This window comes from Ollibium composti (assembly GCF_004801285.1).
In the GTDB taxonomy this organism is placed as follows: Bacteria; Pseudomonadota; Alphaproteobacteria; order Rhizobiales; family Rhizobiaceae; genus Mesorhizobium; species Mesorhizobium composti.
Genome location: NZ_SSNY01000002.1, coordinates 99497 through 126341, shown reverse-complemented (window position 1 = coordinate 126341; position 26845 = coordinate 99497). Strand labels below are relative to the sequence as shown.

At 66.3% G+C, this 26845-nt stretch carries 28 protein-coding genes; 13 read left to right on the top strand and 15 right to left on the bottom strand.

Annotated elements, in window-relative coordinates; genetic code table 11:
• Window positions 1-116 precede the first annotated feature (116 nt).
• The 4 genes from E6C48_RS03970 to E6C48_RS03955 all read left to right on the top strand — a co-directional run bounded on the left by E6C48_RS03970 (window position 117) and on the right by E6C48_RS03955 (window position 4236).
• Entirely contained in the window at window positions 117-1073 is a 957-nt protein-coding gene (locus tag E6C48_RS03970) for a sugar ABC transporter substrate-binding protein (protein WP_136354269.1), read from the top strand.
• 77 nt (window positions 1074-1150) lie between these two features.
• Window positions 1151-2272, top strand: coding sequence for an ABC transporter permease (locus E6C48_RS03965; protein ID WP_136354267.1), 1122 nt, complete (start codon window positions 1151-1153; stop codon window positions 2270-2272).
• Window positions 2273-2283: 11 nt separating this feature from the next.
• A complete protein-coding gene (locus E6C48_RS03960; RefSeq protein ID WP_136354265.1) occupies window positions 2284-3087 on the top strand; it encodes an ATP-binding cassette domain-containing protein in 804 nt (267 codons plus the stop codon).
• A 30-nt stretch (window positions 3088-3117) separates the two neighbouring features.
• Window positions 3118-4236 (top strand): Gfo/Idh/MocA family protein, encoded by a 1119-nt coding sequence (locus E6C48_RS03955; RefSeq protein ID WP_136354263.1) that lies wholly within the window; start codon window positions 3118-3120, stop codon window positions 4234-4236.
• A gap of 39 nt (window positions 4237-4275) precedes the next feature.
• Here E6C48_RS03955 and E6C48_RS03950 read toward each other — a convergent pair whose 3' ends face one another.
• The 8 genes from E6C48_RS03950 to E6C48_RS03915 form a co-directional block, all read right to left on the bottom strand.
• Window positions 4276-5367, bottom strand: coding sequence for a 3-deoxy-7-phosphoheptulonate synthase (locus E6C48_RS03950; protein ID WP_136354261.1), 1092 nt, complete (start codon window positions 5365-5367; stop codon window positions 4276-4278).
• 212 nt (window positions 5368-5579) lie between these two features.
• Entirely contained in the window at window positions 5580-6572 is a 993-nt protein-coding gene (gene iolG / locus E6C48_RS03945) for an inositol 2-dehydrogenase (protein ID WP_136354259.1), read from the bottom strand.
• A gap of 111 nt (window positions 6573-6683) precedes the next feature.
• Window positions 6684-7643, bottom strand: a complete 960-nt coding sequence (locus tag E6C48_RS03940; RefSeq protein ID WP_136354257.1) for a DUF1402 family protein — start codon at window positions 7641-7643, stop codon at window positions 6684-6686.
• Window positions 7644-7797: 154 nt separating this feature from the next.
• The gene (hslU, locus tag E6C48_RS03935) at window positions 7798-9108 is read right to left on the bottom strand and encodes an ATP-dependent protease ATPase subunit HslU (protein ID WP_136354255.1); all 1311 of its coding nucleotides are present in this window, start codon (window positions 9106-9108) and stop codon (window positions 7798-7800) included.
• Window positions 9109-9128: 20 nt separating this feature from the next.
• Entirely contained in the window at window positions 9129-9692 is a 564-nt protein-coding gene (locus E6C48_RS03930) for a DUF2585 domain-containing protein (protein WP_136354980.1), read from the bottom strand.
• A 41-nt stretch (window positions 9693-9733) separates the two neighbouring features.
• The gene (locus tag E6C48_RS03925; protein WP_136354253.1) at window positions 9734-10252 is read right to left on the bottom strand and encodes a GNAT family N-acetyltransferase; all 519 of its coding nucleotides are present in this window, start codon (window positions 10250-10252) and stop codon (window positions 9734-9736) included.
• Window positions 10239-10793 (bottom strand): ATP-dependent protease subunit HslV, encoded by a 555-nt coding sequence (gene hslV, locus E6C48_RS03920; protein WP_136354251.1) that lies wholly within the window; start codon window positions 10791-10793, stop codon window positions 10239-10241. The genes E6C48_RS03925 and hslV overlap by 14 nt, the downstream gene beginning before the upstream one ends.
• Before the next feature lie 128 nt (window positions 10794-10921).
• Window positions 10922-11326, bottom strand: coding sequence for a VOC family protein (locus tag E6C48_RS03915; RefSeq protein WP_136354249.1), 405 nt, complete (start codon window positions 11324-11326; stop codon window positions 10922-10924).
• Window positions 11327-11458: 132 nt separating this feature from the next.
• On the opposite strand from E6C48_RS03915, the gene hisB reads away from it, so the two are divergent.
• The 9 genes from hisB to coaA all read left to right on the top strand — a co-directional run bounded on the left by hisB (window position 11459) and on the right by coaA (window position 17282).
• Window positions 11459-12058 (top strand): imidazoleglycerol-phosphate dehydratase HisB, encoded by a 600-nt coding sequence (hisB, locus tag E6C48_RS03910; protein WP_136354247.1) that lies wholly within the window; start codon window positions 11459-11461, stop codon window positions 12056-12058.
• 2 nt (window positions 12059-12060) lie between these two features.
• Window positions 12061-12528 carry a DUF2628 domain-containing protein gene (locus tag E6C48_RS03905; RefSeq protein ID WP_136354245.1) on the top strand — a complete coding sequence of 156 codons (468 nt, stop codon included), beginning with the start codon at window positions 12061-12063 and terminating at the stop codon, window positions 12526-12528.
• 1 nt (window position 12529) lies between these two features.
• Window positions 12530-13180, top strand: coding sequence for an imidazole glycerol phosphate synthase subunit HisH (gene hisH, locus E6C48_RS03900; protein WP_136354243.1), 651 nt, complete (start codon window positions 12530-12532; stop codon window positions 13178-13180).
• Window positions 13181-13188: 8 nt separating this feature from the next.
• On the top strand, window positions 13189-13479 hold the full coding sequence (locus tag E6C48_RS03895) for a DUF1330 domain-containing protein (protein ID WP_136354241.1): 291 nt from the start codon (window positions 13189-13191) through the stop codon (window positions 13477-13479).
• 4 nt (window positions 13480-13483) lie between these two features.
• Window positions 13484-14230 (top strand): 1-(5-phosphoribosyl)-5-[(5-phosphoribosylamino)methylideneamino]imidazole-4-carboxamide isomerase, encoded by a 747-nt coding sequence (gene hisA, locus E6C48_RS03890; protein WP_136354238.1) that lies wholly within the window; start codon window positions 13484-13486, stop codon window positions 14228-14230.
• A complete protein-coding gene (locus E6C48_RS03885) occupies window positions 14227-15063 on the top strand; it encodes an arginase family protein (RefSeq protein WP_136354236.1) in 837 nt (278 codons plus the stop codon). The genes hisA and E6C48_RS03885 overlap by 4 nt, the downstream gene beginning before the upstream one ends.
• A 103-nt stretch (window positions 15064-15166) precedes the next feature.
• Complete coding sequence (hisF, locus tag E6C48_RS03880) at window positions 15167-15961, top strand: imidazole glycerol phosphate synthase subunit HisF (RefSeq protein ID WP_168734443.1); 795 nt, start codon at window positions 15167-15169, stop codon at window positions 15959-15961.
• 9 nt (window positions 15962-15970) lie between these two features.
• The gene (locus tag E6C48_RS03875; RefSeq protein ID WP_136354231.1) at window positions 15971-16291 is read left to right on the top strand and encodes a phosphoribosyl-ATP diphosphatase; all 321 of its coding nucleotides are present in this window, start codon (window positions 15971-15973) and stop codon (window positions 16289-16291) included.
• A gap of 31 nt (window positions 16292-16322) precedes the next feature.
• On the top strand, window positions 16323-17282 hold the full coding sequence (gene coaA / locus E6C48_RS03870; protein WP_136354229.1) for a type I pantothenate kinase: 960 nt from the start codon (window positions 16323-16325) through the stop codon (window positions 17280-17282).
• 15 nt (window positions 17283-17297) lie between these two features.
• On the opposite strand, the gene E6C48_RS03865 is transcribed toward coaA, so the two are convergent.
• From E6C48_RS03865 to E6C48_RS03835, 7 genes are all read right to left on the bottom strand, one after another.
• The gene (locus E6C48_RS03865) at window positions 17298-17912 is read right to left on the bottom strand and encodes an alpha-ketoglutarate-dependent dioxygenase AlkB family protein (protein ID WP_136354227.1); all 615 of its coding nucleotides are present in this window, start codon (window positions 17910-17912) and stop codon (window positions 17298-17300) included.
• A gap of 96 nt (window positions 17913-18008) precedes the next feature.
• The gene (gene lysM, locus E6C48_RS03860; RefSeq protein ID WP_136354225.1) at window positions 18009-18476 is read right to left on the bottom strand and encodes a peptidoglycan-binding protein LysM; all 468 of its coding nucleotides are present in this window, start codon (window positions 18474-18476) and stop codon (window positions 18009-18011) included.
• Between the two features lie 97 nt (window positions 18477-18573).
• Window positions 18574-19008 carry an alternative ribosome rescue aminoacyl-tRNA hydrolase ArfB gene (arfB, locus tag E6C48_RS03855; RefSeq protein WP_136354223.1) on the bottom strand — a complete coding sequence of 145 codons (435 nt, stop codon included), beginning with the start codon at window positions 19006-19008 and terminating at the stop codon, window positions 18574-18576.
• A gap of 79 nt (window positions 19009-19087) precedes the next feature.
• Complete coding sequence (gene trxA, locus E6C48_RS03850; RefSeq protein ID WP_136354220.1) at window positions 19088-19411, bottom strand: thioredoxin; 324 nt, start codon at window positions 19409-19411, stop codon at window positions 19088-19090.
• An 84-nt stretch (window positions 19412-19495) separates the two neighbouring features.
• Complete coding sequence (addA, locus tag E6C48_RS03845) at window positions 19496-23020, bottom strand: double-strand break repair helicase AddA (RefSeq protein WP_136354218.1); 3525 nt, start codon at window positions 23018-23020, stop codon at window positions 19496-19498.
• Window positions 23017-26133, bottom strand: a complete 3117-nt coding sequence (addB, locus tag E6C48_RS03840; RefSeq protein ID WP_136354216.1) for a double-strand break repair protein AddB — start codon at window positions 26131-26133, stop codon at window positions 23017-23019. Before addB ends, addA begins: the two co-directional genes overlap by 4 nt.
• Entirely contained in the window at window positions 26130-26834 is a 705-nt protein-coding gene (locus tag E6C48_RS03835) for a nucleotidyltransferase family protein (protein WP_136354978.1), read from the bottom strand. The genes addB and E6C48_RS03835 overlap by 4 nt, the downstream gene beginning before the upstream one ends.
• Window positions 26835-26845: the final 11 nt, after the last annotated feature.

The window sequence follows — 26845 nt, the reverse complement described above, 5'->3', positions numbered from 1 at the left end:
CCGCGATTTCCTCGCGATCCGCTTGACGTATCGCTAAAAAATGGAATACATAATCCAAAAAGTGATACTTTGGTAGAGAAATTCCAATTTTCACGGCAATCTCTAGGGAGGAGATCATGAAAACTCAGTTGAAGAAACTTCTGGCGGCGGCCGTCGCCGCCGTGCCGCTGCTGGTCGGCCTCGGCGCCGTCACCGCACATGCCGACGGCGAGCACTTCGTCTTCGTCAGCCACGCGCCGGACACCGATTCCTGGTGGAACGTCATCAAGAACGCGCTGAAGAACGCGGCCGCCGACACCAAGTCCACCGTCGATTACCGCAACCCGCCGACCGGCGACATCGCCGACATGGCGCGCATCATCCAGCAGGCGGCTGCCACCAATCCTGACGGCATCATCACCACCATCGCCGACTTCGACGTGCTACAGAGCGCCATCAAGGACGCCATCGCCAAGGGCATCCCGGTCATCACCGTCAATTCCGGCACCGCCGACCAGTCCAAGCAGCTCGGCGCGCTGATGCATATCGGCCAGCCCGAATACGACGCCGGCAAGGGTGCGGGCGAACGCGCCAAGGCGGCGGGCGTCACCGACTTCGTCTGCGTCAACCACTACATCACCAACGCCGCCTCGGTGGAGCGCTGCCAGGGCTATGCCGACGGGCTCGGCGTGCCGCTCGGCGACCACATGGTCGATTCCGGCCAGGACCCGACGGGGGTCTACAACAAGGTCAAGGCGTACCTAACCGCACATCCGGGCACCAACGGCATCCTGACGCTGGGCCCGAACGCGGCCGAGCCGACCATCAAGCTCCTGCGCGACACCGGCGAGACGTCGAAGTACAACTTCATCACCTTCGACCTGTCGTCCGACATCTCGCAGGGCATCAAGGACGGCATCGTGGAGTCCGCCATCGACCAGCAGCCCTACCTGCAGGGCTACCTGCCGGTCATATTCCTGACCGAATACAAGCGCTACGGCGTGCTGCCGGCCAACAACGTCAACACCGGGCCGGGCTTCGTCACCAAGGCGAACATCGAGATGGTCGAGAAGCTGGCGGGCGAATACCGCTAGGCAACGGCGAGACGCGCGCGGCCGGCAAAAGCCAGCGGCCGCGCGCATCCACTTCATCTTCTGACGGGGAGACTGCGATGGCCGAGAACCCAACCGTCGCGGCTGCCGGACGGCCCGCCGACGAACGCCTGCAAAAGCAATCCGGCCTGCGCAAGCTGTTGTCACGGCCTGAACTGGGAGCCATCGCCGGCACCGTCCTGGTCTTCCTGTTCTTCGGCGCCACCGCGCACGGCACCGGCATGTTCGCCGCCGACGGCATCATGAACTGGATCACCGTCACGGCGCAGCTCACCATCATCGCCACAGGCGCGGCATTGCTGATGGTCGGCGGCGAGTTCGATCTTTCGGTCGGCTCGATGATCGGCTTCGCTGGCATGATGATCGCCATCCCCACCGTCTATTTCGGCTGGCCGGTCGAGATCAGCGTGGTCTTCGCCTTCTGCGGCGCGTTGCTGATCGGTTTTCTCAACGGGCTGATCGTGGTGCGCACCCGCCTGCCGTCCTTCATCGTCACGCTGGCCTCGCTCTATATCCTGCGCGGCATGACGATCGCGCTCTCCATCCTGTTCGCCAACCGCACCATCGTCTCGGGCGTGAAGAACTTCGCCGGCGACTCGTTCGTCGTGCCGCTGTTTTCCGGCAAGGCCTTCCCCGGCCTGTTCGTCTGGATGGCGGAGGCGGGCATCATCGGCACGCTGCCGAACGGCCAGCCTTCGGTTCAGGGCATTCCGGCCGTGGTGATCTGGGCTTTCGTCATCGCGCTGGTCGGCCACATCGTGCTCACCCGGACCCGCTTCGGCAACTGGATCTTCGGTGCCGGCGGCGATGCCAATGCGGCGCGCAATGTCGGCGTGCCGGTGGCGCGGGTGAAGATCACCCTGTTCATGGTCACCGCTTTCTGCGCCACCGTCTACGCCACCTGCCAGGTCATGGAATTCGGCTCGGCCGCCGCCGACCGCGGCGTGCTGAAGGAATTCGAGGCGATCATCGCCGCCGTCATCGGCGGCTGCCTGCTCACCGGCGGCTACGGCTCCGTCGTCGGCGCCTTCTTCGGCGCACTGATCTTCGGCGTGGTACAGATGGGCATCCTGTTCACCGGCGCGCCGAACGACTGGTTCCAAGTGTTCCTCGGCCTGATGCTGCTGACGGCCGTGCTGTTCAACAGCTACATCCGCCGCCGCGCCACCGGCGAGCGCTGAGGGAGAGGGCCATGAACGACACCGTCAATCTCTCCACGGATGCCCCGCTGATCGAGGTGCGCGATCTGGTCAAGCATTTCGGCCCCGTCGTGGCGCTCAACGGCGTTTCCATGAAGGTGCGCAAGGGCGAGGTGCTTTGCCTGCTGGGCGACAACGGCGCTGGCAAATCCACCCTCATCAAGACGCTGTCGGGCGTCCACAAGCCGACCAGCGGCAGCTTCCTCGTCGACGGCCGGCCGGTGTCGTTCTCGACGCCGCGCGACGCGCTGGATGCCGGCATCGCCACCGTCTACCAGGACCTGGCGATGGTGCCGCTGACCTCCATCGCCCGCAACTTCTTCATGGGCCGCGAGCCGATGCGCGGGGTCGGCCCGTTCAAGGTCCTCGACCTCGCCTTCGCCGAGCGCGTGGCGCGCGAGGAGATGAAGAAGATCGGCATCGACGTGCGCGACCCCAGCCAGGCGGTCGGCACGCTGTCGGGTGGCGAGCGGCAATGCGTGGCGATCGCCCGCGCCGTCTATTTCGGCGCCAAGGTGCTGATCCTCGACGAGCCGACCTCGGCGCTCGGCGTGGCGCAGACCTCGATGGTGCTGAACTACGTCAACCAGGTGCGGGCGCGCGGGCTCGGCGTCATCTTCATCACCCACAATGTCCGCCACGCCTATGCGGTCGGCAACACTTTCACCGTGCTCAACCGCGGCCGCACGCTCGGCACCTATGAGAAGGCGGCCATCGGCATCGAGGAATTGCAGAACCTGATGGCCGGCGACAAGGAACTGCAACTGCTGTCCGACGATCTCGGCGGCATGGTGTGAGCTCGACCCGACACCGGTAAGGAAGCACAGATGAAGGATATCGGCGTCGGCCTGATCGGCACGGGCTTCATGGGCAAGTGCCACGCACTCGCATGGCGCTCCGTCGGCGGCGTCTTCGCCGAGGCTGGCAGGCCGAGGCTGGTGCATCTCGGCGAGGCGAACGCCGAGCTCGCCCGCACCCGCGCCGCCGAATTCGGCTTCGAGAAAGCCTCGGGCGACTGGCGCGCGGTGATCGAGGATCCGGGGGTGGACGTCGTCTCGCTGACGACACCGAACAAGTTCCACGCCGAAATGGCGACCGCCGCACTCGAGGCCGGCAAGCACCTTTGGTGCGAGAAGCCGATGGCGCCCACCTTCGCCGAGGCCGAGGCGATGGCCGCGGCGGCCAGGAAGGCCGGCACGGTGGCCATACTCGGCTACAACTACATCCAGAGCCCGGCGATCCGGCAGATCGGCGCGCTGCTCGCGGAAGGGCGGATCGGCACGCTCAACCATCTCCGCATCGAGATGGACGAGGATTTCATGGCCGACCCGCACGCACCGTTCGGCTGGCGGCACGACGCCGCTTCCGGCTACGGCGCGCTGGACGATTTCGCCGTGCATCCGCTGTCGCTGATTGCGGTGCTGTTCGGCCGCGTCGCGCGCGTCGTCTGCGATATGGCGAAGCCTCATGCCGAGCGTATCACCGCTTCGGGCGAAGCACGCGCTGTCGAAACATGGGACATCGCCAGCGTGCTGATGCGGCTGGAGAGCGGCCTGTCGGCGACCTTGCAGGTCAACCGCGCGGCCTGGGGCCGCAAGGGGCGCATTTGCGTGCAGATCTTCGGCTCGGAAGGCACCATCCTGTTCGACCAGGAGCGCTTCAACGAATTTCAGCTCTACCTGACGAGCGACCGGCCCGAGGAGCAAGGTTTCCGCACCGTGCTGATCGGACCGCAGCACCAGCCCTACAGCAGCTTCGTGCCGGCGCCCGGCCATGGGCTCGGCTTCAACGACCTCAAGATCATCGAATGCCGCGAACTGATCGCGCGCATCGGCGGTGACATCGGCGCGCGCCTGATCGGCTTCGACGAAGGGCTGGAGATCGAGCGCACAGTGCACGCCATGGCGCGCTCGCATCAAGAAGGCGGCTGGGTGGACGTGCGCTGAGCCGGGCGGGAAGCGGCGGTTGCCGCTTCCCGTCTGAGCTCAGGCGGCCCCAGACTTGCTCAAAGCCGCCGTCCCATGTGCCTGCCGGCGCAGCCGGACCGCATCGGCGAGATTTTCAAGCACAGCTTCCGTCGTCGCCCAATCGATGCAGCCGTCGGTGATGCTCTGACCGTAGACCAGCGGCTTACCCGGCACGACGTCCTGTCGTCCGGCGACCAGATTGCTCTCGATCATGACACCGACGATGCGGTCGTCGCCGGCCGCGACCTGACCCGCCACCTCGGCGGCGACCGACGGCTGGTTTTCCGGCTTCTTGTTGCTGTTGGCGTGGCTGACGTCGATCATCAGGCGAGGCGCCAGGCCGGCGCGAAGCAGCAGCGCGCTCGCCGCCTCGACGCTCGCCGCGTCATAATTGGGCGTCACGCCACCGCGCAGGATGACGTGGCAATCCTCGTTGCCGACGGTCGCGGCGATGGCGCTGCGGCCTGCCTTCGTTACCGCCATGAAATGGTGCGGCTGGGCCGCCGACTTCACGGCGTCGACGGCGATGCGCAGGTTGCCGTCCGTGCCGTTCTTGAAACCGACGGGACACGACAGGCCGGACGCCAGCTCGCGGTGGATCTGGCTTTCCGTCGTGCGCGCGCCGATGGCGCCCCAGCTGACGAGGTCGGCAATGTATTGCGGCGTCGTCATGTCGAGGAACTCGGTCGCCGCCGGCAGGCCGAGATTGTTGACGGCGGCGAGCACATTGCGCGCCAGCCGCAGCCCCTTGTCGATGTCGAAACTGCCGTCGATGTCGGGATCGTTGATGAGGCCCTTCCAGCCCACCGTCGTGCGCGGCTTTTCGAAATAGACGCGCATCACGATCTCGAGCCGGTCCGACAGACTGTCGCGCAGCGCCGCCAGACGGCTGGCATAGTCGACGGCCGCGGCCGGATCGTGAATGGAACATGGCCCGACGACGACGATCAGCCTGTCGTCTTTACCCGCCAGCACGTCGTGAATGGCGTTGCGCGACGCGGAGACGGTGCGCGTCGCCGTCAGCGTGCGCGGTATCTCGTGCATCACCTCTTCAGGCGTGCTCAGTTCCTTGAGTTCGGTGACCCGAAGGTCGTCTGTGGTGGTCAACACGGCTTTCCGCTCCTGATTTGGAGACCCGCCGGCTGAAACAAAAAAGCCGCCAGGTCTGGCGGCTGTTCGGATTTTGATGCTGCAATCTTCAGATCGAGCGCAATCCTCCCGCCGCCAGCGAGCTGCCGTAGCTAAAGTACCAGAACGTGGCGGTCAGGTGGATCATACCGGTCAGATAACCGAAATGGCGGCGTTTGTCACGCGCCAATGCGTCATTGAACGGCGACGCTCTTGCCCGTTTTCACCGATTTCAGCGCGGCGTCCGCCAGTTTGAGCGCCGCCAATCCGTCGGCGCCGCTCGGCGACGGCTTCGTTCCCTTCGCCAAAGCGGCGATGAAAGCCGAAATCTCGTTGGCATAGGCATCGATGTAGCGGGTCATGAAGAAATCGTGCAGCGGCGGGCGGGTGTAGCCCTTGTCGTTGGCAAGTTCGATCGACACCGGCCGCTGGTTCTCCGCCGCCACCATGCCCTTCGAACCGTGCACCTCGATGCGCTGGTCGTAGCCGTAGGTGGCGCGGCGCGAATTGGAGATGAGCGCCTGCCGGCCGGATGCCGTCTCGAGAATGACGGAGACGGAATCGTAGTCGCCCGCCTCGCCGATTTTCCTGTCCACCAGAACGGACGCATGGGCAGATACCGAAACCGGCTCCTCGCCGAGCAGGAAACGGGCCATGTCGAAATCGTGGATGGTCATATCGCGAAAAATGCCGCCCGAGCGCCTGATGTAGTCCACCGGTGGCGCGCCGGGATCGCGCGAGGTGATCGTCGCCATCTCGACCTTGCCGATGGCGCCGTCGTCGATTGCCTTCTTCACCGCCGCGAAATGCGGATCGAAGCGACGGTTGAAACCGACCATCAGCGTGGCCTTGGTCTTCTCCACAGTGGCTAGGCACTTCGCCACGCGCTTGACGTCGAGGTCGATCGGCTTCTCGCAGAAGATCGCCTTGCCGGCCCTGGCGAAGCGCTCGATCAGGTCGGCATGGGTATCGGTCGGCGTGCAGATGACGACGGCGTCGACATCCTTCGCCTTCTCAATTTCCTCGATGGAACGCACCTCGGCGCCGTAGGTTGCCGAAATCTCCTTCGCAGCCTTGTCGAAGGCGTCCGCGACGGCGACCAGCTTTGCCTGCGGGTTGGAGCCGACGGCGCGCGCGTGCACCTTGCCGATGCGGCCGGCGCCCAGCAGGCCGAAACGAACCGTCATGACGTCTTCCTCCACAGAATGGAATGAAAGAGCGATACGCTCTTTCTATGAAATGTTTATTCCATTCTGCGATCGAGCGTCAAGCCTCGCCCTAGGCCGCGCCGCGATTTCTCAGAACAGCGCCTGCAGCTCCGTCAGCTTGTCGTTGACCAGCCAGCCATAATAGTTCTCCTCCGGCAGCTTTTCCGGCTCGCCGGCGGCGCGGCGCTTGTCGTTTTCCGCCTTCAGCGCGTAGGCGCGCTGGTCCGGATTGCCGACATTGTAGAGCGTGGCGGTGATGCCGGGATTCTGCGAGATGTCGAAGCCAGCGATGGTCCTGTAGGCGTCGATCGACTTCTTCAGCGTTGCCGCGACGTAGTTCAGCGTCAGGTCGGGATCCATGATGGTCTTGTAGACCTGGTTCGGATCGCCGACGTCGAGCCTCGGCAGGCCGGATACCTTATGGACCAGGTCGCTCATCTGCAAGGCGGTGAGCGGGTTGAGCTGGCCGAGACCGAAGGTCTGGCCGGCATAATAGGGCTGGAAGAAAACGGCACCGAAACGATTGTCGGGGAAGCTTGTGCCACCCACCGTCTTGCCGCGGAAAGCACTGTTCCACACCCTCTCGCGGCAGGTCCACAGCGCATAGCTGTCGCTCTTGCCGGCGCAGGGGGCGAATTGCGGCCGCCGCACGAAATCGGAAATGTCCTCCCCGCCATAGGCGAAAGTGAGCCTGGAGGAGAGGTAGGAGATCGCCTTGACATAGTAGGTCTGCAGGCGGTCGTAAGCGTCGACGTTATAAGTGTGCTCGCCGACGATGGCGCCGGCTATGTGCAGCGGGCTGATGCCATAGGTGGCCGCTGCCTGCTTGATCTTGCCGCGCAGCTTGGCGTCGTTGGCGAGCAGCGCATAGACCTTGCGGTACTTGGCCTGGAAGGTGGTGTTGGTCGCCTGCGTGCGATGGGTGGAAGCGCCGGGAATGGGCGGCTGCTCGGCATTGCGGTTGCCCGGAGGCACAAGGGTTGCGGCGCTGGCGGCAACGATGCCTGCCGCGAAAACAGCAAGGAACAAGGGAAGGAAAAACTTCTTCATGCGCCGCCCAAGGTGTCGATGGGCGCAAACTAGGGGGCGCGGGTGGCGAAGTCGAGGCTTCCGTCGCGGGCGACGCCAAAAGGCGCCGCAATGCTTCCATTTCGCCACACCAGGCTTTCTGCCCTCCCGACACAAAGGGAGGGCAGAAAGCCGTCTACAGAATAAACCGCGACAGGTCTGTGTTCCTCGACAGGTCGCCGACATGCTTCTGCACATAGTCGGCGTCGATCTTCACCGTCGTGCCGTTGCGGTCGGCGGCGTCGAAGGAAATCTCGTCCAGCACCCGTTCCATCACCGTCTGCAGGCGTCGGGCGCCGATATTTTCGACGGTAGCGTTCAGGTCAACGGCGATGCCGGCCAGGGAATCGATGGCGTCGTCGGTGATGTCCAGCGTCACGCCCTCGGTCGCCATCAGCGCGATGTACTGCTTGATCAGGCTGGCTTCCGTCTCGGTGAGGATGCGGACGAAATCCGCCTTCTCTAGCGCGCGCAGTTCGACGCGGATCGGCAGGCGGCCCTGCAATTCCGGCAAAAGGTCGGACGGCTTGGAGACGTGGAAAGCGCCCGAGGCGATGAACAGGATGTGGTCGGTCTTGATCGACCCATACTTGGTCGCCACCGTTGTGCCTTCGACCAGCGGCAGCAGGTCGCGCTGCACGCCTTCGCGCGATGGCCCGCCTGAGATGTCGGAACGGGCGGCGATCTTGTCGATCTCGTCGATGAAGACGATGCCGTCGTTCTCGGCCGATTCCAGTGCGCGCCGCACCACCTCGTCCTGGTCGAGCAGCTTGTCGGATTCGTCCTGGATCAGGATGTCGTAGCTTTCCTTTACCGTCGTCTTGCGCGTCTTGGTGCGCTTGCCGCCCATCGCTTTCGACAGCATGTCGTTGATGTTCAAGACGCCGATGTTGGCGCCGGGCATGCCGGGGATCTCGAAGCCGGGCATGCCGCCGGTGCCGGTGTCAGCCACCTCGACCTCGATCTCCTTGTCGTCCAGTTCGCCGTCGCGCAGCTTCTTGCGGAAGGAATCGCGGGTGGCGGGGCTCGCTGTCTTGCCGACCAGCGCCTCCAGCACGCGCTCCTCGGCGTTGATGTGGGCGCGCGCCTTGACGTCCTCGCGCATCTTCTCGCGCTGCAAGGTGATGGCGATCTCAACGAGGTCGCGCACGATCTGCTCGACGTCGCGGCCGACATAGCCGACCTCGGTGAACTTGGTCGCCTCGACCTTGACGAAGGGCGCGCTGGCGAGCTTTGCGAGACGGCGCGAAATCTCGGTCTTGCCGACACCGGTCGGGCCGATCATCAGGATGTTCTTCGGCATCACCTCCTCGCGCATCTGGCCTTCAAGCTGCTGGCGGCGCCAGCGGTTGCGCAGGGCGATGGCCACGGCGCGCTTAGCGTCCTTCTGGCCGATGATGAAGCGGTCGAGTTCGGAAACGATCTCGCGGGGGGAAAAATTGCTCATGTCACAAAAACCCGATTTCCCTATCTGGGAATTGCACTTTGCCACTGCTTGATTGCGTCGAACGGATGCAGCAGCATGATCACGTTCAGCGTCAGGTTGTCCCGGATGACATAGCCGGTGCCGATCTCGAAGAAGAGCGCGACGGCCACGACCAGCCATATAGGAAGCGTTCTGGCCATCGCAAAGCCCAGCACCATCGCCAGCGTATCGCAGACGGAATTCAGGATGGAATCGCCGTAATAGTCGAGCGAGATGGTGCCGGCGCGGTAGCGGTCGATGATGAAGGGGCTGTTTTCCAGCACTTCCCAGCCGCCCTCGATCAGCAGCGCGAAGGCCAGCCTGAACCAGATCGACCGCTTCGGGAACAGCCAGTGCGCCAGCGCATAGAACAGGAAGCCGTGGATGATGTGCGAGGGTGTGTACCAGTCGGAAATGTGCTGGGAGTTTTCCGAACTGACGACGACACCGTGCCACAGCTTGACGTAGCCGCAGGTGCAGATCGCCGGATGGCCCTCGATGTAGAGCGCCAGCGCCTGCAGGCCGACGACGATGGCCGCGACGATCAGGCCGAGCTGCCACGCCATCGCGGATGGCGCGGTGTCTTCACTGCGTTCCGTCGGAAGCGTCATTCATCGTCCCCGTCTTCATCCACCGCCATCAGCACCACATCGCCATAGACCGACGACCGCCGTCCGATCTCGCGAAAACCGGCCTTTTCATAGGCGCGGATGGCACGCGCATTATCCGGATGCGGGTCGATGACGACGCGCGGCGCCCCCTCGTCGAAAAGCTCTTCGACGAATTGCCTGACGATGGCCGAGCCATGGCCGATACCGACCATCTCCGGCGGCCCGATGGTGAGGTCGATGCCCAGCGTACCGAAGGGTTGGTCGGCATAGGGATGGTCGTCTTCCAGATGCGGATCGTAGCTTTGCAGGTAGGCGATCGGCTTGCCGGAAAGCTCGACGATCAGCGGTTCGACCGAAACGCTGTCGATATGGTCGCGGATGGCGGCGATCTCGGTTTCCGGTTCGTCCCACCAGGCAGCGACGTGCGGCTCGGCCAGCCAGCCGGCGATGCGCGGCAGGTCCGCCTCGCTCACCGGCCGGAAGACGTAGCGCGGCGCGTCGTTACGCGGCGCCATCGATCGTTTCGACGACGAAGTTGTTGTTGGTGTAGACGCAGATGTCGGACGCGATCTGCATGGCTTTGCGGGCGATCTCCTCGGCGTCCTTGTCGGTGTCGATGAGCGCGCGGGCCGCGGCCAGCGCGTAATTGCCGCCCGAGCCGATGGCCATGACGCCCTGTTCCGGCTCCAGCACGTCGCCGTTGCCGGTGAGAGCCAGCGAGACGTTCTTGTCGGCCACCAGCATCATCGCTTCCAGACGCCGCAGGTAGCGGTCGGTGCGCCAGTCCTTGGCGAGTTCGACGGATGCCCGCATCAATTGGTCGGGATATTGCTCCAGCTTGCCTTCCAGCCGCTCCAGCAGGGTGAAGGCGTCGGCGGTGGCGCCGGCGAATCCGGCAATGACAGAGCCGCCCTTGCCGATGCGGCGCACTTTTCTGGCGTTGCCCTTCATGATGGTCTGGCCAAGGCTCACCTGGCCGTCGCCGGCGATGACCACCTTGCCGCCCTTGCGCACCGTCACGATGGTCGTGGCGTGCATGCTCAATTCGTTTGCCATGTCTTGCTCCGATTCGCGCGGCCCCGCTCAGGCAGCCGCGCGGTACGAGTTGGGTTGGTCACTATGTATGCAACGGAGAGCCCTTTGCAAACGGTCGTCGCAAGGGCAGCACCTTGTCGAAAAACAGATCAGCGCGCCGCCGGCCCGCGCACGCAGGCTTCCAGGTTGTTGCCGTCCGGATCAAGGACGAAAGCGCCATAGTAGTCGCCGGCTCCCTCGCGAGGGCCGGGCGGGCCGTTGTCGCGCCCGCCAGCCTTCAGAGCAGCATCGTAAAAGGCATCGACCATCTGTTTGCTGTCAGCGATGAAAGCGATGTGCATCTGGTTCAGCCCGGCGCGCGAACCTTCCACCCAGTAGGACGGACGCAAGGTCCCGATCCACAGATACGGGATCGGCTCCTCGGCGCTGCGGCCGAACAGAAACGATTGCTCGCTATTGGTTTTCGTGGCGAGACCGAGAGCTTCGGCGATCGCGTCGTAGAAGCGGCGCGCCTTCGTGAGATCGGTTACGACGATGCCGGTGTGGTCGAGCATGAAAATACAATACCCGGCTTGCCGATCGGTTCCAAACCGCGACATACAATTGTCGGCTATGCTCCAACTGGTCATCGCGGGATCATGCTGCTAGAAGGCTCGCGTTACAGCATCAGGGTCCAGGGATAGACAATGGCCGCCCGTTCCGCCGAAGTCAGCCGCAAGACCAAGGAAACCGAGATTTCCGTGTCCGTTCATGTCGACGGCACCGGCAAGGCCGACATCGCCACCGGCGTCGGCTTCTTCGACCATATGCTCGACCAGCTCTGCCGGCATTCGCTGATCGACATGACGGTGGAGGCCAAGGGCGACCTGCATATCGACGACCACCACACGGTGGAGGACACCGGTATCGCGCTCGGCCAGGCGCTTTCCAAGGCGCTCGGCGAAAGGCGCGGCATCATGCGCTATGCCTCGATCGACCTCGCCATGGACGAGACGCTGACGGCGGCCGCCATCGACGTGTCCGGCCGGCCGTTCCTTGTCTGGAACGTCGCCTTCTCGGCGCCGAAGATCGGCACCTTCGACACCGAACTGGTGCGCGAATTCTTCCAGGCCTTCGCGCAGCACGCCGGCATCACCCTGCACGTCAACAACCGCTACGGCGCCAACAACCACCATATCGCCGAGACCTGCTTCAAGGCCGTGGCGCGGGCGCTGCGCACCGCCGTCGAGCGCGACCCGCGCCAGCCCGACGCCGTGCCCTCCACCAAGGGCTCGCTGAAAGGGTAGCCATGGCCTCCTATGTCGTCATGGAGCCTCCGGGCCGGGCCGGCAACGGCGAGGCCATCCTGGTGCGCGACGGTTTTTCGTGGCTCGCCTTCTTCTTTTCGCCGCTGTGGCTGCTGTGGCACCGGCTGTGGGTCGAAGCGCTGCTGGCTTTCATCGTGCTCGGCCTGCTTTCGGCGCTGAGCGAAACGGCCGGCCTCGGCCTTGCCGGATCGCTTTTGACCCTGCTCGTCTCGCTCTTCGTCGGGCTGGAGGGGCAGGGCTTGAAGATCGCGGCGCTGCGGCGGCGCGGCTGGCGCGAGAGCGGCGTGGTCGAGGCGCAAGGGCTGGCCGACGGCGAAATCCGCTATGCGGCGACGTTGGAAGCCCAACCGGAGCCGCAGGCGCCGGCGCTCGTGCCGGATGCGGCGCGCGCGCGGCCGATCCACACCGGCATGGCGCTCGGCCTGTCGCACAATCCGGGACGGGTCTGACATGCGCGTCGCCATCATCGACTACGGTTCCGGCAATTTGCGCTCGGCCACCAAGGCGTTCGAGCGCGCCGCGCGCGAGGCCGGCATCGCGGCCGAAATCGAACTTACGGCGGACGCCGAGCGGGTCCGTACGGCCGACCGCATCGTCTTGCCGGGCGTTGGCGCCTATGCCGACTGCGCCGCCGGGCTGCATGCCGTTCCGGGCATGTGGGAAGCGATCGAGGAAGCGACCGGGCCGAAGGCCAGGCCGTTCCTCGGCATCTGCGTCGGCATGCAGCTGATGTCGGAACGCGGGCTGGAAAAGACGGTGACGCAGGGCTTCGGCTGGGTCGGCGGCGACGTGAAACTGATCGAGCTCGCCGACCCGGCGCTGAAAGTGCCGCAGATCGGCTGGAATACCATCGAATTGAGGCGCGAGCATCCGCTTTTCGACGGCATCGCGACTGGCGAGGGCGGGCTGCACGCCTATTTCGTTCATTCCTACCATCTGGCGGCGAGACACGCGGGCGAGGTGCTCGCCGTCACCGACTATGGTGGGCCGGTGACGGCCGCCGTGGCTCACGAAAACCGCGTCGGCACGCAGTTCCATCCCGAAAAGAGCCAGGCGCTCGGCCTGGCCCTCATCGCCAATTTTCTGCGGTGGAAACCATAGGAGCGAGCATGGGCAAGAAGGGTTACTGGATGGCGATGGTCGATGTGCGCGACCCCGACACCTACAAGAAATACATCGAGGCCAACGCCACCGCCTTCTCCAAATACGGCGCTCGTTTTCTCGTCCGATCCGGGCAGTATTCCAACCCGGAGGGGCCGACCGGCAACAGACACGTCATCATCGAGTTCGAGTCATACGAGACGGCGTTGGCCTGCTACCAGTCGCCCGAATACCAGGAGGCGTTGAAATATCGCCTCCCCGCCTCGGAAGCGCGCATCGTCATCGTCGAAGGCGCCTGAGCGGATGATCCTCTTCCCCGCCATCGACCTCAAGGACGGCCAGTGCGTGCGCCTGAAGCTCGGCGACATGGCGACCGCCACCGTTTACAACGCCGACCCGGCGGCGCAGGCCAGAGCCTTCGAGGCTCAGGGATTCGAGTGGCTACACGTGGTCGATCTCAACGGCGCTTTCGAGGGACAGAGCGTCAACGGCGCGGCGGTCGAGGCGATCCTCAAGGCGACGAAGAACCCGGTGCAACTCGGCGGCGGCATCCGCACGCTGGCCCATATCGAGAGCTGGCTGGACAAGGGGCTCGCCCGCGTCATCCTCGGCACGGCGGCGGTGCGCGACCCCGATCTGGTCAGGCAAGCCTGCCGGCTTTATCCGGGAAAAGTCGCCGTCGGCATCGACGCCAAGGGCGGCAAGGTCGCGGTGGAGGGCTGGGCGGAGGCGTCCGAATTGGGCGTTATCGAACTGGCGCAAAAATTCGAGGGCGCCGGCGTGGCGGCGATCGTCTATACCGACATCGACCGCGACGGCGTGCTTTCCGGCATCAACTGGGATGCCACCATCGACCTTGCCGAGGCCGTTTCCATCCCCGTCATCGCCTCGGGCGGCCTCGCCTCCATCGCCGACATCGTGCGCATGACCATGTCGGACGCCGCCCGTCTCGAAGGCGCGATTTCCGGCCGCGCGCTCTATGACGGCCGCATCGATCCGGCGGAAGCGCTGGACGTGCTGCGGGGAGCCGCCGTGGAGGTCAGCCGATGAAGCTTGCTCTCATCCTCGCGCCCTATGACAGCGGCCACTACCATGCCGGCTTCGGACAGGGGCCGGACGCCATCATCACCGGCGGGCTGGTGGACGAGCTGGCGCTGCACGGCCACGAGGCCGAGGTGATCGAGATCGACAAAATAGAAGACGAGGACCTGCGCGAGATCACCGCCGGCTTCGCCGTCTGCGACGCCGTCTCGCGCGCCATCGGCATTGCGCGGGCGGAAGGGCGGTTCCCCATCGTGCTCGCCGGCAACTGCCTGACGGCGGCCGGAGCGATCGCCGGCGAAGGCTCCGATTCCATCGTCTGGTTCGACCAGCACGGCGACATCAACACGCCGGAAACCTCGGCCACCGGCTTCCTCGACGGCATGGCGCTGGCGACGGTGCTCGGCCTGTGCTGGCGAACCATCGCCAACGCCATTCCGGGCTTCAGCGCCATCGACCCGTGGCGCTGCATGCTGGTCGGCGCGCGCGATCTCGACACGACCGAAAAGAAGCTGCTGGAGGACCTGCCGGTCATCCGCGCCAGCTGCGCCGACCTGCCGGAAAAGGCGGAAAGGCTGAAAGCGGCCGGCGCGGAACGCACCCATCTTCATATCGACCTCGACGTGCACAATTCGGACACGTTGCAGGCCAACCGCTATGCCGCACCGGGCGGCCCTTCCCCGCAGGACGTGCGCCAGGCCGTCTCGGCGCTGGCGCGCGCAGTCCCGGTGACCGGCGTGACGATCACCGCCTACGATCCAGCCTTCGACGCCAAGGGCGAGGTGCCGCCGGTGGTCGGGCGGCTCCTGGTCGATTTTCTCGCCGCGATGGAACGCATCTGATGCTCAAGGCCCGCGTCATTCCCTGCCTCTACGTCAAAGGCGGCCGGCGATGCCCGCAGCCGCGCAGCGGCGAGGACACGCAAACGAAAAAAGAGGCCGCCCTGTGACCCTCAAGGCCCGTGTCATCCCCTGCCTCGACGTCAAGGGCGGCCGCGTCGTCAAGGGCGTCAACTTCGTCGACCTGGTCGATGCCGGCGACCCGGTGGAGGCGGCCAGGGCTTATGACGCGGCCGGTGCCGACGAGCTCTGCTTCCTCGACATCACCGCCTCGTCCGACAATCGCGAGACGATCTTCGACGTGATCGCCCGCACCGCCGAGCAGTGCTTCATGCCGCTGACGGTGGGCGGAGGGGTGCGCCAGGTGAGCGACATCCGCCGGCTGCTGCTGGCCGGCGCCGACAAGGTGTCGATCAACACGGCGGCGGTGAAGAACCCGGACTTCGTGGCGGAAGCGGCCGACAAGTTCGGCGACCAATGCATCGTCGTCGCCATCGACGCCAAGAAGGTGTCCGGTGCCGGCGAGTCGGATCGCTGGGAAATCTTCACCCATGGCGGGCGCGAGAGGACCGGCATCGACGCGGTCGCCTTCGCTCAGCATGTCGTCAACCTCGGCGCCGGCGAGATCCTGCTCACCTCGATGGACCGCGACGGCACCAAGGCGGGCTACGACATTCAGCTGACCCGCGCGGTGGCGGATGCCGTGCATGTTCCGGTCATCGCTTCGGGCGGCGTCGGCACGCTGGACGATCTGGTGGCGGGCATCCGCGACGGCCATGCGGCAGCGGTGCTGGCCGCCTCGATCTTCCACTTCGGCACCTATACGGTCATGCAGGCCAAGCGGCATATGGCGGATGCCGGCCTGCCGATGCGACTCGACTCGGCCGCCGCCGCGCCGTAAACCGCCGTCATGACCGGTTTTACGCTGTCCGACCTGGAAAAGACCATCGCCGAGCGCGCCCGCTCGGGCGATCCCGACTCATGGACGGCGAAGCTCTTTTCCAAAGGTATCGACAAGGCCGCCCAGAAGCTCGGCGAGGAGGCGGTCGAGACGGTGATCGCCGCCGTGAGGGGCGATACCAAAGGCGTCGTTTCGGAAAGCGCCGATCTCCTTTATCATTGGCTGGTGGTGCTTGGCATAGCTGGTGTCAAGCTGGACGACGTGCTGACCGAACTGGAGCGCCGCACCGGCCGTTCCGGCTTGGCGGAAAAGGCTTCGCGCAAGGATTGAAGCCGCCTCGGCAGGAAAGAAGGGGACCCTGTTGGATCAGCTTGCACCCACCGAGAAGTATTCTCCCTATCTTTTCTTTTCGGCGCGCGAATGGGCCGCATTCCGCGCCGATACGCCGCTGACGCTGAGCGAGGACGAGATCGACCGCCTGCGCTCGCTGAACGACCCGGTCGACCTCGAAGAGGTCAAGCGCATCTATCTGTCCATGTCGCGGCTGTTGTCGGCGCATGTCGAGGCGAGCCAGCTGCTGTTTCGCCAGCGGCAGCTGTTCTTCAACAAGCAGAGCGTGGTCAAGACGCCCTACATCATCGGCGTCGCCGGCTCCGTCGCTGTCGGCAAATCGACCACCGCACGCGTGCTGAAGGAACTTCTGGCGCGCTGGCCCTCCAGCCCGAAGGTCGACCTGGTCACCACCGACGGCTTCCTGTTGCCCAACGAGGTGCTGCGGCGCGAAAACCTGATGGAGCGCAAGGGCTTTCCCGAAAGCTACGATATCGGCGCGCTGCTGCGCTTCCTCTCCGGCATCAAGTCCGGCCAGCGCGACGTTCAGGCACCGCTCTATTCGCACCTCACCTACGACGTCCTGCCGGGATCGTTCGCCACCATCGACCGCCCCGATATCCTGATCTTCGAGGGCATCAACGTGCTCCTGCCCGGCAAACTGCCGGCCGACGGCAAGTTCGTGCCGTTCCTGTCGGATTTCTTCGACTTCTCCATCTATATCGATGCCGACGAGAAGCTGATCCACGACTGGTACATTTCCCGCTTCATGCGGCTGCGCGAAACGGCCTTCCGCAACCCGGAATCCTTCTTCCACCGCTATTCGCAGCTTTCCGAAAGTGCTGCGCGCGCCATCGCCGAAGGGCTGTGGACCAACATCAACCTGAAGAACCTGCGCGAGAACATTTTGCCGACGCGGCCGCGCGCCGACCTCATCCTGCGCAAGGGCGCCGACCATCTGGTCGAGGAAGTGGCGCTGCGCAAGCTGTAGGCTTCGGTTCGCGTTTCAGGGTTTTGTCACGCGCCGGAGCGTCAGGTTGATGCGGCCGCCGTTCTTCAGCAGCGTCGAGGTGTCGGGATAGATGCGGTCGACGCCGTGGAAGGCCAGCCGGCTTTCCCCGCCGAGCACCGCCACGTCGCCCGAGCGAAGCCGGAGCGAGACGGTGGAGTCCGTGCGTTTCGTGCCACCGATGCGGAAGAGGCAATCGTCGCCCAGCGACACGGAGACGACAGGGGCTGCGAAATCCGTTTCGTCGCGGTCCTGGTGCTGGCCCATCTTCGCCGTCGCCGAATAGAAATTGATCAGGCAGGCCTCGGGCGGGTGTGGATAGCCCGAAACCTCCGCCCACAGATCGAGCAGAATGCCGGGGATCGACGGCCATGGCTCGCCGGTGACGGGATGCGTCGCCTGATAGCGATAGCCGCGCGCGGCGTCGGTGACCCAGCCGAGCGCACCGCAATTGGTCATGCGCACGCTCATCTCCTTGCCGCTGCGCGGCAGCGTCGGCACGTAAAGCGGCGCCCGAGCCACCACGGCGCGGACGGCCTCCAGCAGGGAGGCCTGCGCGTCCGGCGGAAAATGGCCGGGGAGGTGGCGAAAGCCTTCAGGCGGTGCGGTCATGGCGGATATTCCTGCAGGATCGGCCCTTTCTGCTCCTTTCAACGGAAAACGGCGACCCGAAAGCCGCCGTTCCATTTCTGCAAGCGATCGATGCCTTCAGGCGGCGGGAAGCTCGGGAATGCGCAGCACCTGGCCGGGGTAGATCTTGTCGGGATGCTTGAGCATCGGCTTGTTGGCCTCGAAGATCAGCGTGTTCTTGGCGCCCTTGCCCTTGCCGTACTCAGCCTCCGCGATCTTCCACAGGTTGTCGCCCTTCTTGACGGTGTAGAATACCGGCGCCTTGGCCGGCGCGGCCGCGTCGCCGACCTTCAACTCATCAGCCTGCACCTTGGAGACGCCGAGCGTATTGCCGACGGCGATCACCGCCTTCTCGAAGATCGACTGGTCCTTGACGTCGCCCTTGAGGACCGCCGTATCGCCCTTGACCTCGACCTGTACGGCGTCGGTACCGAGCTTATGGGAATCCAGCTCCTTCTTGAGTGCCTCGGCTTTCGCCGCGTCGTCGTCATCATCGCCGAAGCCGAGCTTCTCGCCGACGCCTTTGACGAAATCAAAAAGTCCCATGCACGCCTCCTGCGCAATTCCTGCTTCAATGCCCGCTCCGGCGACGATTTTGGCATCTGCACGCTGGAATTGAAAGCGGCTTCGCCCTGCCGTTGCGTCAGTCTCTCTCCACCCTGCCGCGCAGCTTCTTGACGTTCGAGCGGCCGGCCTTTTCCTTCAGCCGACGCTCCACCGCGCCCCTGGACGGCTTCGTCTTCTTGCGCGGTGGCGGTGGCGGCTCGGCGGCGCGGGCGACCAGCGCCGTCAATCGTTCGCGGGCGTCGGCGCGGTTACGCTCCTGCGTGCGGAAACGGTCGGCCTCGATGACGACGACGCCGTCCTTGGTGGCACGCTGGCCGGCCAGCCGGATGACGCGCGCCCTGACCCGTTCGGACAGGCCGGGCGCGTTCGCCGCGTCGAAGCGCAGCTGCACGGCCGTCGCCACCTTGTTGACGTTCTGGCCGCCCGGCCCGGAGGCGCGCACGAAGCTTTCTGTCAGGTCGTCCGGCCGGATGACCGCTTCCGCCGAGATGATGATGTCGTCGCCACTCATGGCGCAGTCATGACCCGACGGCGGGCAAAAGAAAAGGCCCGGCGCAGCGGCCGGGCCTTTCAAAAAAGCAGGCGGCGGTTCAGGCGACGGCGCCGCCGATCCAGTGCGACAGCGCGGTCTTGGGCGCCGCCCCCACCTTGATGTCGGCCACTTCACCGCCCTTGAAAATCATCAGCGTCGGGATGGAGCGCACGCCGAACTGCGCGGCGAGTTCCGGATTCTCGTCGATGTTCAGCTTGGCGACCTTGACCTTGCCGCTGAGCTCGGTGGCGATCTCTTCCAGCGACGGGCCGATCATCTTGCAGGGACCGCACCACTCAGCCCAGAAATCGACCACGACGGGCTCCTTGGCCTCGAGCACATCGGTGCGGAAGTTGCTGTTATCGACCTTGACGGTGGCCATGAAAGAATCCTTTCGGGTTGGACAGTTCTGCCAGATGTGGTGGTTGCGGTGCCGTTCTTCAAGCAAATCCGAGCAGGTCTTGTGTCACGACCCGGTGAGTCGGGCAAGCGCGGCATCCATCGCCTCTTCCGGCAGCTCGATCAGGCCGGGCGCCTCGGTGAACAGCAATGCAGCGCGCACCGCCTTGCCCGGATAGAGCGGTTTCAGCAGTGCCCTGTAGAGCGCAAGCTGGAGGACGTATGCGGGCGGCACGGCTGCCAGCGACGCCGGCGCCGGACGGTTGGTCTTGAAATCGACGATCAGGACGTCGGTGCCGGTCACAGCAAGCCGATCGATCTTGCCTGCGACCGCGCGCGACTGGCCTTTCAGGTCGATCGTGCCGACGATCGAGACTTCGGCACGCGAGCCGGGCGCAAACAGCGGTGCGAAGCGCTGGTCCGCCAGGATCGCCTCGACGGCAGCCAGCGCCCTGTCGCGCTCGATCTCCGGCCAGCCGGCGCCGGCACGCTCCAGATAGCGCCGGGCGGCATCCACGCGTGCGTCGTCGGCAAGGCCGGGCAGCATCTGCAAAAGCTTGTGAACGGCCAGCCCGCGCTGCACGGCGAAACCCGGCTCGGCCTCGGCGTCCAGCACCGGCGAACGCGGGTCGGCCACGGGTTCTTTTTCCGCCTCGACCAGCGCCGAGGCGCCGGACGGAGACAACGGTTTCGGCAGGTCTTCGAGTTCGCGCAAAGGCGTGAAGAAGTCGGCCGGCATCGGGCCGAAATCTTTCGGCGCTTCGTCGGCTTCGTCCGCTTCGCCTGTCAGCGCCGGCAGGGAAGTGGCGCGGAAGCGATGCACCGGCTCGCCGGTCACCGGGTGCGGCAATTCCCCGGTTTCCGGCGCGTCGACCAGTGCCCGCCAAACCAGCGCGTGCCATGTCGCGTCGGAAGGTTTGCGCTTGCCGTGGTAACCGGCGACGATCAGCCGATCCTCGGCGCGCGTCATGCCGACATAGAGCAGGCGGCGGTATTCGTCGTCGGCCAGCTGCCTTGCCCGTTCCGCCGCGCCGCGCGAAAACCCGTTGGCGACATCGGAGGCCGAGCGCCACAGATAGCCCTTGCCCCGCCACTGTGCGCCTGCGGGCGCGTCGAAGGGCATCAGGCGCGGCAAGTGCTGGTCGCTGAACGGCGCCGCACCGCTATCGACCAGGAACACCACCGGCGCCTCCAGCCCCTTGGCGGCATGCACGGTCATGATGCGCACCTCGTCGCGCGTCTGGTCCATCTCGCGCTTGATCTCCGGGCCGGCGTTCTCCAGCGTCGACAGGAAGGCGTCCAGCCCCGGCAGGCCGGTGCGCTCCTCGGCCAGCGCGAAGTTGAGGAATTCGTCGAGGATGTCGCCGGCTTCCGGCCCCAACCGCGCGATCATCCTGCGGCGCACACCGTCGCGCGCCAAGAGGCCGGCGTAGAACTCGAACACCGGCCGAAACGCCGCCTCGTTGGCCCAACCTTCGAGCTGGACGGCGACGGCAGCGAGCGCCGCGTCGGAACCCGCCTTCGCCCTGAGCGAATCGATCAGCGAGACACCGCGCTCCCGCCCGTTGGCGAGATCGAACAGCACTTCTTCGGACAGGTCGAAGACCGGCGAGCGCAGAACAGCCGCCAGCGACAGGTCGTCATGCGGCTGCAACAGGAAACGACCGAGCGCGATCAGGTCCTGCACCGCGATATGAGCGGGCAGCGACAGCCGGTCGGCACCGGCGACGGGGATGTTCTTTTCCTTGAGGCTTTTCGCCAGCGCATGGACGAAACGGTCGCGCTTCCTGACCAGCACCACCACGTCACCGGCGCGCAGCCTGCGCCCCTTGCCCTCGATGACTTCGCCCGTGCGCAGCCAGTGGCGGATGGTGGCGGCGATCGTCTCGGCCAGCCGCACGGCGGGTGCGCTCGCGTGGTTGACCGGCAGCGTCCAGTCGTCCGGCTCCTCCACCTGTTCGGCGCCGAGCGAGGGCCAGACCTCGACATAGCCGGGCGCATCGTTGCGGATCGGCTTGTGGTCGAGCGGATCGGGATCGTGGCTGATGCCGCGCCGTACCGCCGGATCGGCGAAGACGCGATCGACCGCCGCCAACACGTCGCCGGTGGAGCGGAACGACCAGGTGAGCTTCAGGTCGGCGAAGGCGGCTCCGCCGCCGCGCGCGCCGGTCGCGAAAAGCGTGCGGCTCTCGTGAAAGGAATCCGGCGCCGCGCCCTGGAAGGAATAGATCGACTGTTTCTCGTCGCCGACGGCGAAGATGGTGCGGGGAACGCCGTCGCGCGCGCCCATGCCGGCGAAGAAGTCGCCGGCCAGCCGCTTGACGACCTCCCACTGGTCGGGACTGGTGTCCTGCGCCTCGTCGAGCAGGATGTGGTCGATGCCCTGGTCGAGCTTGTATTGCACCCACGGCCCAGCGTCGGCGCGGGCGAGCAGGCCGACGGTGCGGGTAATCAGATCGTTGAAATCGAGGAAGCCGCGGCCGCGCTTGACCTGCTCGTAGCGGGCGATCAGCCAGTCGGCAACGGTGAGCGCCCCGCGCGTGCCCTCCAGCATGGAAAGCAGCGCCACCCGGTCGGCGGTCGCCATGATCGCCTCGGCCGCCTCCAGATAGCGCTCGGGCAGGTCCGGCATCTCACCAAGCAGCGGCTTGCCGAACAGCCAGCCTGGCTTGTAGGGCTCACCCTTGCCGCCGAGAAACGCTTTCGCCAGCAGGCCGAGCCGACGCAGCGGGTCGGCCTCGGCGAAGGCGGTTTGGGCATCCGTGACGAGGCTGTCCTGCGTGCGGGCGGCGCCCAGTTGACGGCAGGCCAGCGCCAGCGTTTCCAGATAGGCCGGCGCAAACCCCGGCAGCGGCCAGAGCCCAGCCGCTATCGCGGCGAGCGTTTCACCCGGTACGAATCCGAAGGCATCGAACAGCGCTGAAAAACCGCTGCCGTCGCCGCCGATCTGGGAGATGAAGGCGCGCAAGCCGTCGCGCTTGCGCACGATCTCGGCAAGCAGCGCGTCCAGCCCCGCTTCGCCACCGCGCTCCAGCACCGTGGCGAAGGCTTGCGCCAGCTCGCCGCCGTCGGCGGCTCCCGCGCCCGAGATCATGTCGCGACGGGTCGCGGCAAAAAGGGCAGCCTCCATCTGCGGGTCGAGCATCTCGAAATGCGCGGCGATGTTGGCTTCCAGCGGGAACTGATGCAGCACCCATTCGCAGAAGGCGTGGATGGTCTGGATCTTCAGCCCGCCCGGCGTCTCCAGCGCCTCGGCGAACAGCCGTCGCGCCCGGCGCATGGTGGCCGCGCCGGGTTGCCGGCCCTCCAGCGCCGAAATGCGTTCCGCCAGCTCCGCGTCGGGCAGTGCCGTCCATTCCGACAGGGTGGAAAAGACCCGGTTCGCCATGTTGGCGGCGGCCGCGCGCGTATAGGTGAGGCAAAGAATCCGCGAGGGATCCGTGCCGGCAAGCAGAAGGCGGATGACGCGTTGCGCCAGCACATGCGTCTTGCCCGAGCCGGCATTGGCCGACACCCAGGCCGAGGTGGCGGGATCGGCAGCCTGCGCCTGATTGCGGGCGGTTTCGGTCGGTATGGGGTAGCGGCGTTTCATTCTTCGCCGCCTCCTTCGTCACCCTCGCCGCCGGCCGACCATTCCAGCACGCGGGCGAGATGGTCGTAGTCGCCGCCGGGCTCGCCTTCGCGGAACGGCAGCGCCCGCGACAGGTAGCCCGTCGCCGGGCTCTGATAGTGGATGAGCAGCTTTTCCAGCCGCGCCCAGGCTTCCTCGGAAAGGTCGGCGGCGCTGCGCGGCTGGCGGTTGTATTCGAGGATGGATTCCTGCACCACCTCGCCGTTCGCCTTGAGCCGCACGAAAGCGAGATCGGCCGGCTCTCGGGCGCCGAGCGCGGCGAAGGCACCGCGCTTCAGCAGCGCGCCTTCCAGCGCGAGCTGCGGCGACAGCAGCGTATATGCCTGGCCCTTGGAGGGATAGGAGCCGGTCTTGTAGTCGAGGATGTCGGCCATGCCGCCGGCCAGAAGATCGACGCGGTCGGCATAGCCCGAGAGCGTGACGCCCGTTTCACCGACCACCGTCTTGCCGGCACGCTCCTCGGCATGGCGGCGCGCGACGTTCAGCGCCCGGCCGCGCTCCCATTCGACGATGTTTTCGGCAAGGGCTGCGAAACGCGGCCACCACACCGCTTCGACGTCGTGCGGCAGCGCTGCCTCGGCAAAGCAGGCACGGCCGGCGGCTCGCAGCGCCTCCAGCGCATCGGGCGACGCCGGATCGGCGCAATCGCGCGCAAACCGGTGCAGGATGGCGTGGAACAGCGTGCCGCGCTCGGCCGCGCCCGGATCACGGATCGCCGGATCGAGGGCGGCAAGTCCGAGGATGCGCCTTGCATAGATCGCATAGGGATCGCGCCGCAGCGTCTCGATCTCGGTCACCGAGAAATGCGTTGGCCGCACGGTGAGCGGCGGCTTCGGCGCGGGTCGCGGCGCGAAATCCTGCCGCGGCGCGTCGTCCAGCGCGCGTGCCCATGAAAGCAGTTCTTCGCCACGGGCGCGCAGCGCCCTGGCCTGCTCCGGCCCGGTGAAGGTGAGCAGCCGTTGCAGCCAGCGCGACGGCACGGCCGGCGCGTCGCCCGAGCGCGCGGCGCGCGCCAACACGACGTTTTGCGCCCCCATCGCCATCTGGAAGTCGTGCGCGGCAAGGCCGATGCGGCGTTCCGGCGGCTCCAGTTCGATGCCCGTCTTCATCAGCCGCGACATGAAGCGGTCGCCTTCGGGGCGGCGCGGCCACACGCCCTCGTTCAGCGCGCCGATAACCAGCGTATCGACATGCTGCAACCGCGCTTCCAAGGCACCCCAGATGGCGATGGCCTTGTCGGCGCCGCGCCCCGGCTTCACGGTTTCGGTCGCCATCAGCGCGGCCATGACGTCCGGCGCTTCGCCGGCGGCAAGGGTGAAGGAGGCCTGCGCGGCGATCAGCCCGCGCAACAGCTCGGCCAGTCGCTCGCCGGCGTCGCCGCCATAAAACCGCGCCAGCGTGCCGTCGGCGCCGCGCCCCAACGCCTCCAGTGCCGTGGCGGAGGCATGGACCAGCGCGCGGATGTCCAGTTCGGCCGCGCCGCGCAGGGCGGTCAGCGGCTCCAGCGCCGCCGCCAGCCGCTCCAGCATGGCCTCGGCCTGCTCGACGGCACGCGCCGACAGGCGCTCCAGCCAGAAGGGCTGGCGTGGCTCGTTCGCGAGACGCTCCAGCCGTGTCGTAAACAGTGCCGGCAGCGTGGCGATATCCGGCCGGCCGGTGCCGCCGCGCAGCGCGACAAGCTCGACGGTTTCGGCGGCATGGCGCACGGCGGGGCGCTCCAACTCGAGCGCCAGCAACGGGTGCTTGAGGAGCGCAAGAATCGCCACTGGATCGCCGGGCCGCAACGCCGCTTCCAGCGCAAGCGAAAGCAACGTCGCCGGCGGCGTGCCGGCAAGCGGCGTACCGCCGGAATCGTCGGCAATCACGCCGAAGCGCTTCAGTTCGGCCGACACGCGGCGGGCGAGCGCTCGGTCGCCAGTGACAAGAGCCGCGCGATGGCCCGGTTCCATCACCGCCTGCCGGAGCGCCAGCGCGATGGCAGCGGCTTCCTCGCGCTCGTTGGCCGCTTCGACCAAAGTCACATCGGAGAGCGCGTGGTCGGCCTCTGCGATGGAGAAGCGGCCGCGCGTCTCGCTCCACAGTTCGGTCGTCTCGGCCGGCCGCAGCGCTTCGCCCACCAGTGCGGCACGCAGGACGAGCGGAGCCTCCACCGTGCCCAACGGGCCGACTTCGTCGCGCGTGACACCGAGTTTGCCGATCAGTTTGGCCAGCCCGTATTGCGGATGGCCGAGCAGGGCGGGGGCGGCGCCGGGCCGGGTGATGGCGGCGAAGGAGACGGCGTCCATCGCAGCGTCCAGCCCCGGCAGCACGACCGCGCCGTTGGGCAGCGAAGCGATCGTCGCCAGAAGCTCGGCGGTGGCGGGGATCGAGCCGGTCGAGCCGGCGGCGATCACCGGCCCGGCGGGTGGGTTGCGCTTCAGCCGCGCCGCCTCCAGCCGGATCAGTGCGCTGCGGCGGGCCGCCGGATCGGAGCGGCCGCGCTCGGCCAGCAGCGCAGGCCAGTTCTCGGTGACGATTTTCAGGAAATCCAGCGTCACCTGCCACCAGCCGGCGAGGTTGCCCTCGACCAACCCGGCGAGCTTGGCCCAGTCGGCGCCCTCCGTCTCGATCTCGTCCATCAGGGCGCACAGGTCGCGCGCCAGCCACACGGCGTCTGCTGCCGAGGCCGGCACCACCACCTCCTCGTCGAACAGGGCGGCGACATGGGCCGGCAGCCGCCGCTTCCAGGCCCGCACCAGCGGCGCCAGCAGCAGCAGCCGCTCGGTTGCGGCGATCGGCGGCGGGATCTCCGCTGCCTCGGGCGGTTCCATGTCGAAGGCGGCATCGTCCTCGTCGAACTCGCCAAGTGGCCGGATCAGCGGCAGGATGGCCGATTTACCGCCCAGCACCTCGGCGAAGACGCCGCGCAGGGCGCGGGCCGCGCGGCGCGTCGGCACGTAGATCGTGGCGTCGGCCAGCACCAGCGGATCGCCGTCGAAGCGGAAGCCGGGCACCAGCCTGCCGTCGAGCAGCGCGCGCGCCAGCGTTTCGAGAAACGGCGCGCCGGAAGGTATGGAGAGAACGCGGCCGCTCATGGCGCGGCGGCGAGCGCCTCGGCGACGGCGGCTTCGGCTGGTACGATGGCGTCGGGCGTGCCGACGGTGATCCAGCGCCCGTGCATGACCATGCCGTGCAGCCTGCCGGTGGCGATCGCGGCATCGAAATAGCGGTTGAGCGATGCCGGCCCGGCCGCTGCGCCTTCGAAGATACGCGGATTGACGATGGCCGCACCGGCATAGATCACGCCGGCGGGATCGCCGCGCGAACGCGAGAGGCGCCCGTCGTCGGACAGAAGAAAGTCGGTGCTGCCGGAGTGGCCGGTGGCGGTTTCGAGCGCGGAAAGCATCAGAAGAATATCCATCCGCGCCGCGTCCCATGCAAGGGCAAGGCGGGCAAGGTTGGCTTCGCCTGCGTCGATCCAGAAGGTATCGGCATTGAGCACGAAAAACGGTTTGGAGCCGATCAGCGGCAGGGCCTTGACGATGCCGCCGGCGGAATCGAACAGGCCGGCGCGTTCGTCGGAAATGACGATACGCGGAGCCTTGCGGTCCGCGACATGGGCAACGATCTGGTCCGGCAGGTAATGGACGTTGACGATCGCTTTTTCGACGCCGACGGCGGCGAGCGCGTCCAGACCCCGGTCGAGCAGCGTCTTGCCGGCGATCTTTATCAGCGGCTTCGGCAGCGTGTCGGTGATCGGCCGCATCCGCTTGCCAAGCCCGGCGGCCAGCACCATGGCGGTCGTCG

What these genes read in the sequence shown, in the direction of transcription:
- trxA (WP_136354220.1), bottom strand. Translation starts at nt 19,411, where the DNA reads ATGGCCACCGTCAAGGTCGATAACAGCAACTTCCGCACCGATGTGCTC.
- hisH (WP_136354243.1), top strand. Translation starts at nt 12,530, where the DNA reads ATGCGCGTCGCCATCATCGACTACGGTTCCGGCAATTTGCGCTCGGCC.
- E6C48_RS03835 (WP_136354978.1), bottom strand. Translation starts at nt 26,834, where the DNA reads ATGGTGCTGGCCGCCGGGCTTGGCAAGCGGATGCGGCCGATCACCGAC.
- lysM (WP_136354225.1), bottom strand. Translation starts at nt 18,476, where the DNA reads ATGGGACTTTTTGATTTCGTCAAAGGCGTCGGCGAGAAGCTCGGCTTC.
- hslV (WP_136354251.1), bottom strand. Translation starts at nt 10,793, where the DNA reads ATGGCAAACGAATTGAGCATGCACGCCACGACCATCGTGACGGTGCGC.
- arfB (WP_136354223.1), bottom strand. Translation starts at nt 19,008, where the DNA reads ATGAGTGGCGACGACATCATCATCTCGGCGGAAGCGGTCATCCGGCCG.
- E6C48_RS03895 (WP_136354241.1), top strand. Translation starts at nt 13,189, where the DNA reads ATGGGCAAGAAGGGTTACTGGATGGCGATGGTCGATGTGCGCGACCCC.
- E6C48_RS03955 (WP_136354263.1), top strand. Translation starts at nt 3,118, where the DNA reads ATGAAGGATATCGGCGTCGGCCTGATCGGCACGGGCTTCATGGGCAAG.
- hslU (WP_136354255.1), bottom strand. Translation starts at nt 9,108, where the DNA reads ATGAGCAATTTTTCCCCCCGCGAGATCGTTTCCGAACTCGACCGCTTC.
- E6C48_RS03970 (WP_136354269.1), top strand. Translation starts at nt 117, where the DNA reads ATGAAAACTCAGTTGAAGAAACTTCTGGCGGCGGCCGTCGCCGCCGTG.
- E6C48_RS03960 (WP_136354265.1), top strand. Translation starts at nt 2,284, where the DNA reads ATGAACGACACCGTCAATCTCTCCACGGATGCCCCGCTGATCGAGGTG.
- E6C48_RS03930 (WP_136354980.1), bottom strand. Translation starts at nt 9,692, where the DNA reads ATGGCGTGGCAGCTCGGCCTGATCGTCGCGGCCATCGTCGTCGGCCTG.
- E6C48_RS03885 (WP_136354236.1), top strand. Translation starts at nt 14,227, where the DNA reads ATGAAGCTTGCTCTCATCCTCGCGCCCTATGACAGCGGCCACTACCAT.
- E6C48_RS03865 (WP_136354227.1), bottom strand. Translation starts at nt 17,912, where the DNA reads ATGACCGCACCGCCTGAAGGCTTTCGCCACCTCCCCGGCCATTTTCCG.
- E6C48_RS03940 (WP_136354257.1), bottom strand. Translation starts at nt 7,643, where the DNA reads ATGAAGAAGTTTTTCCTTCCCTTGTTCCTTGCTGTTTTCGCGGCAGGC.
- E6C48_RS03875 (WP_136354231.1), top strand. Translation starts at nt 15,971, where the DNA reads ATGACCGGTTTTACGCTGTCCGACCTGGAAAAGACCATCGCCGAGCGC.
- hisA (WP_136354238.1), top strand. Translation starts at nt 13,484, where the DNA reads ATGATCCTCTTCCCCGCCATCGACCTCAAGGACGGCCAGTGCGTGCGC.
- addB (WP_136354216.1), bottom strand. Translation starts at nt 26,133, where the DNA reads ATGAGCGGCCGCGTTCTCTCCATACCTTCCGGCGCGCCGTTTCTCGAA.
- E6C48_RS03915 (WP_136354249.1), bottom strand. Translation starts at nt 11,326, where the DNA reads ATGCTCGACCACACCGGCATCGTCGTAACCGATCTCACGAAGGCGCGC.
- iolG (WP_136354259.1), bottom strand. Translation starts at nt 6,572, where the DNA reads ATGACGGTTCGTTTCGGCCTGCTGGGCGCCGGCCGCATCGGCAAGGTG.
- E6C48_RS03925 (WP_136354253.1), bottom strand. Translation starts at nt 10,252, where the DNA reads ATGGCGCCGCGTAACGACGCGCCGCGCTACGTCTTCCGGCCGGTGAGC.
- hisB (WP_136354247.1), top strand. Translation starts at nt 11,459, where the DNA reads ATGGCCGCCCGTTCCGCCGAAGTCAGCCGCAAGACCAAGGAAACCGAG.
- E6C48_RS03905 (WP_136354245.1), top strand. Translation starts at nt 12,061, where the DNA reads ATGGCCTCCTATGTCGTCATGGAGCCTCCGGGCCGGGCCGGCAACGGC.
- E6C48_RS03965 (WP_136354267.1), top strand. Translation starts at nt 1,151, where the DNA reads ATGGCCGAGAACCCAACCGTCGCGGCTGCCGGACGGCCCGCCGACGAA.
- addA (WP_136354218.1), bottom strand. Translation starts at nt 23,020, where the DNA reads ATGAAACGCCGCTACCCCATACCGACCGAAACCGCCCGCAATCAGGCG.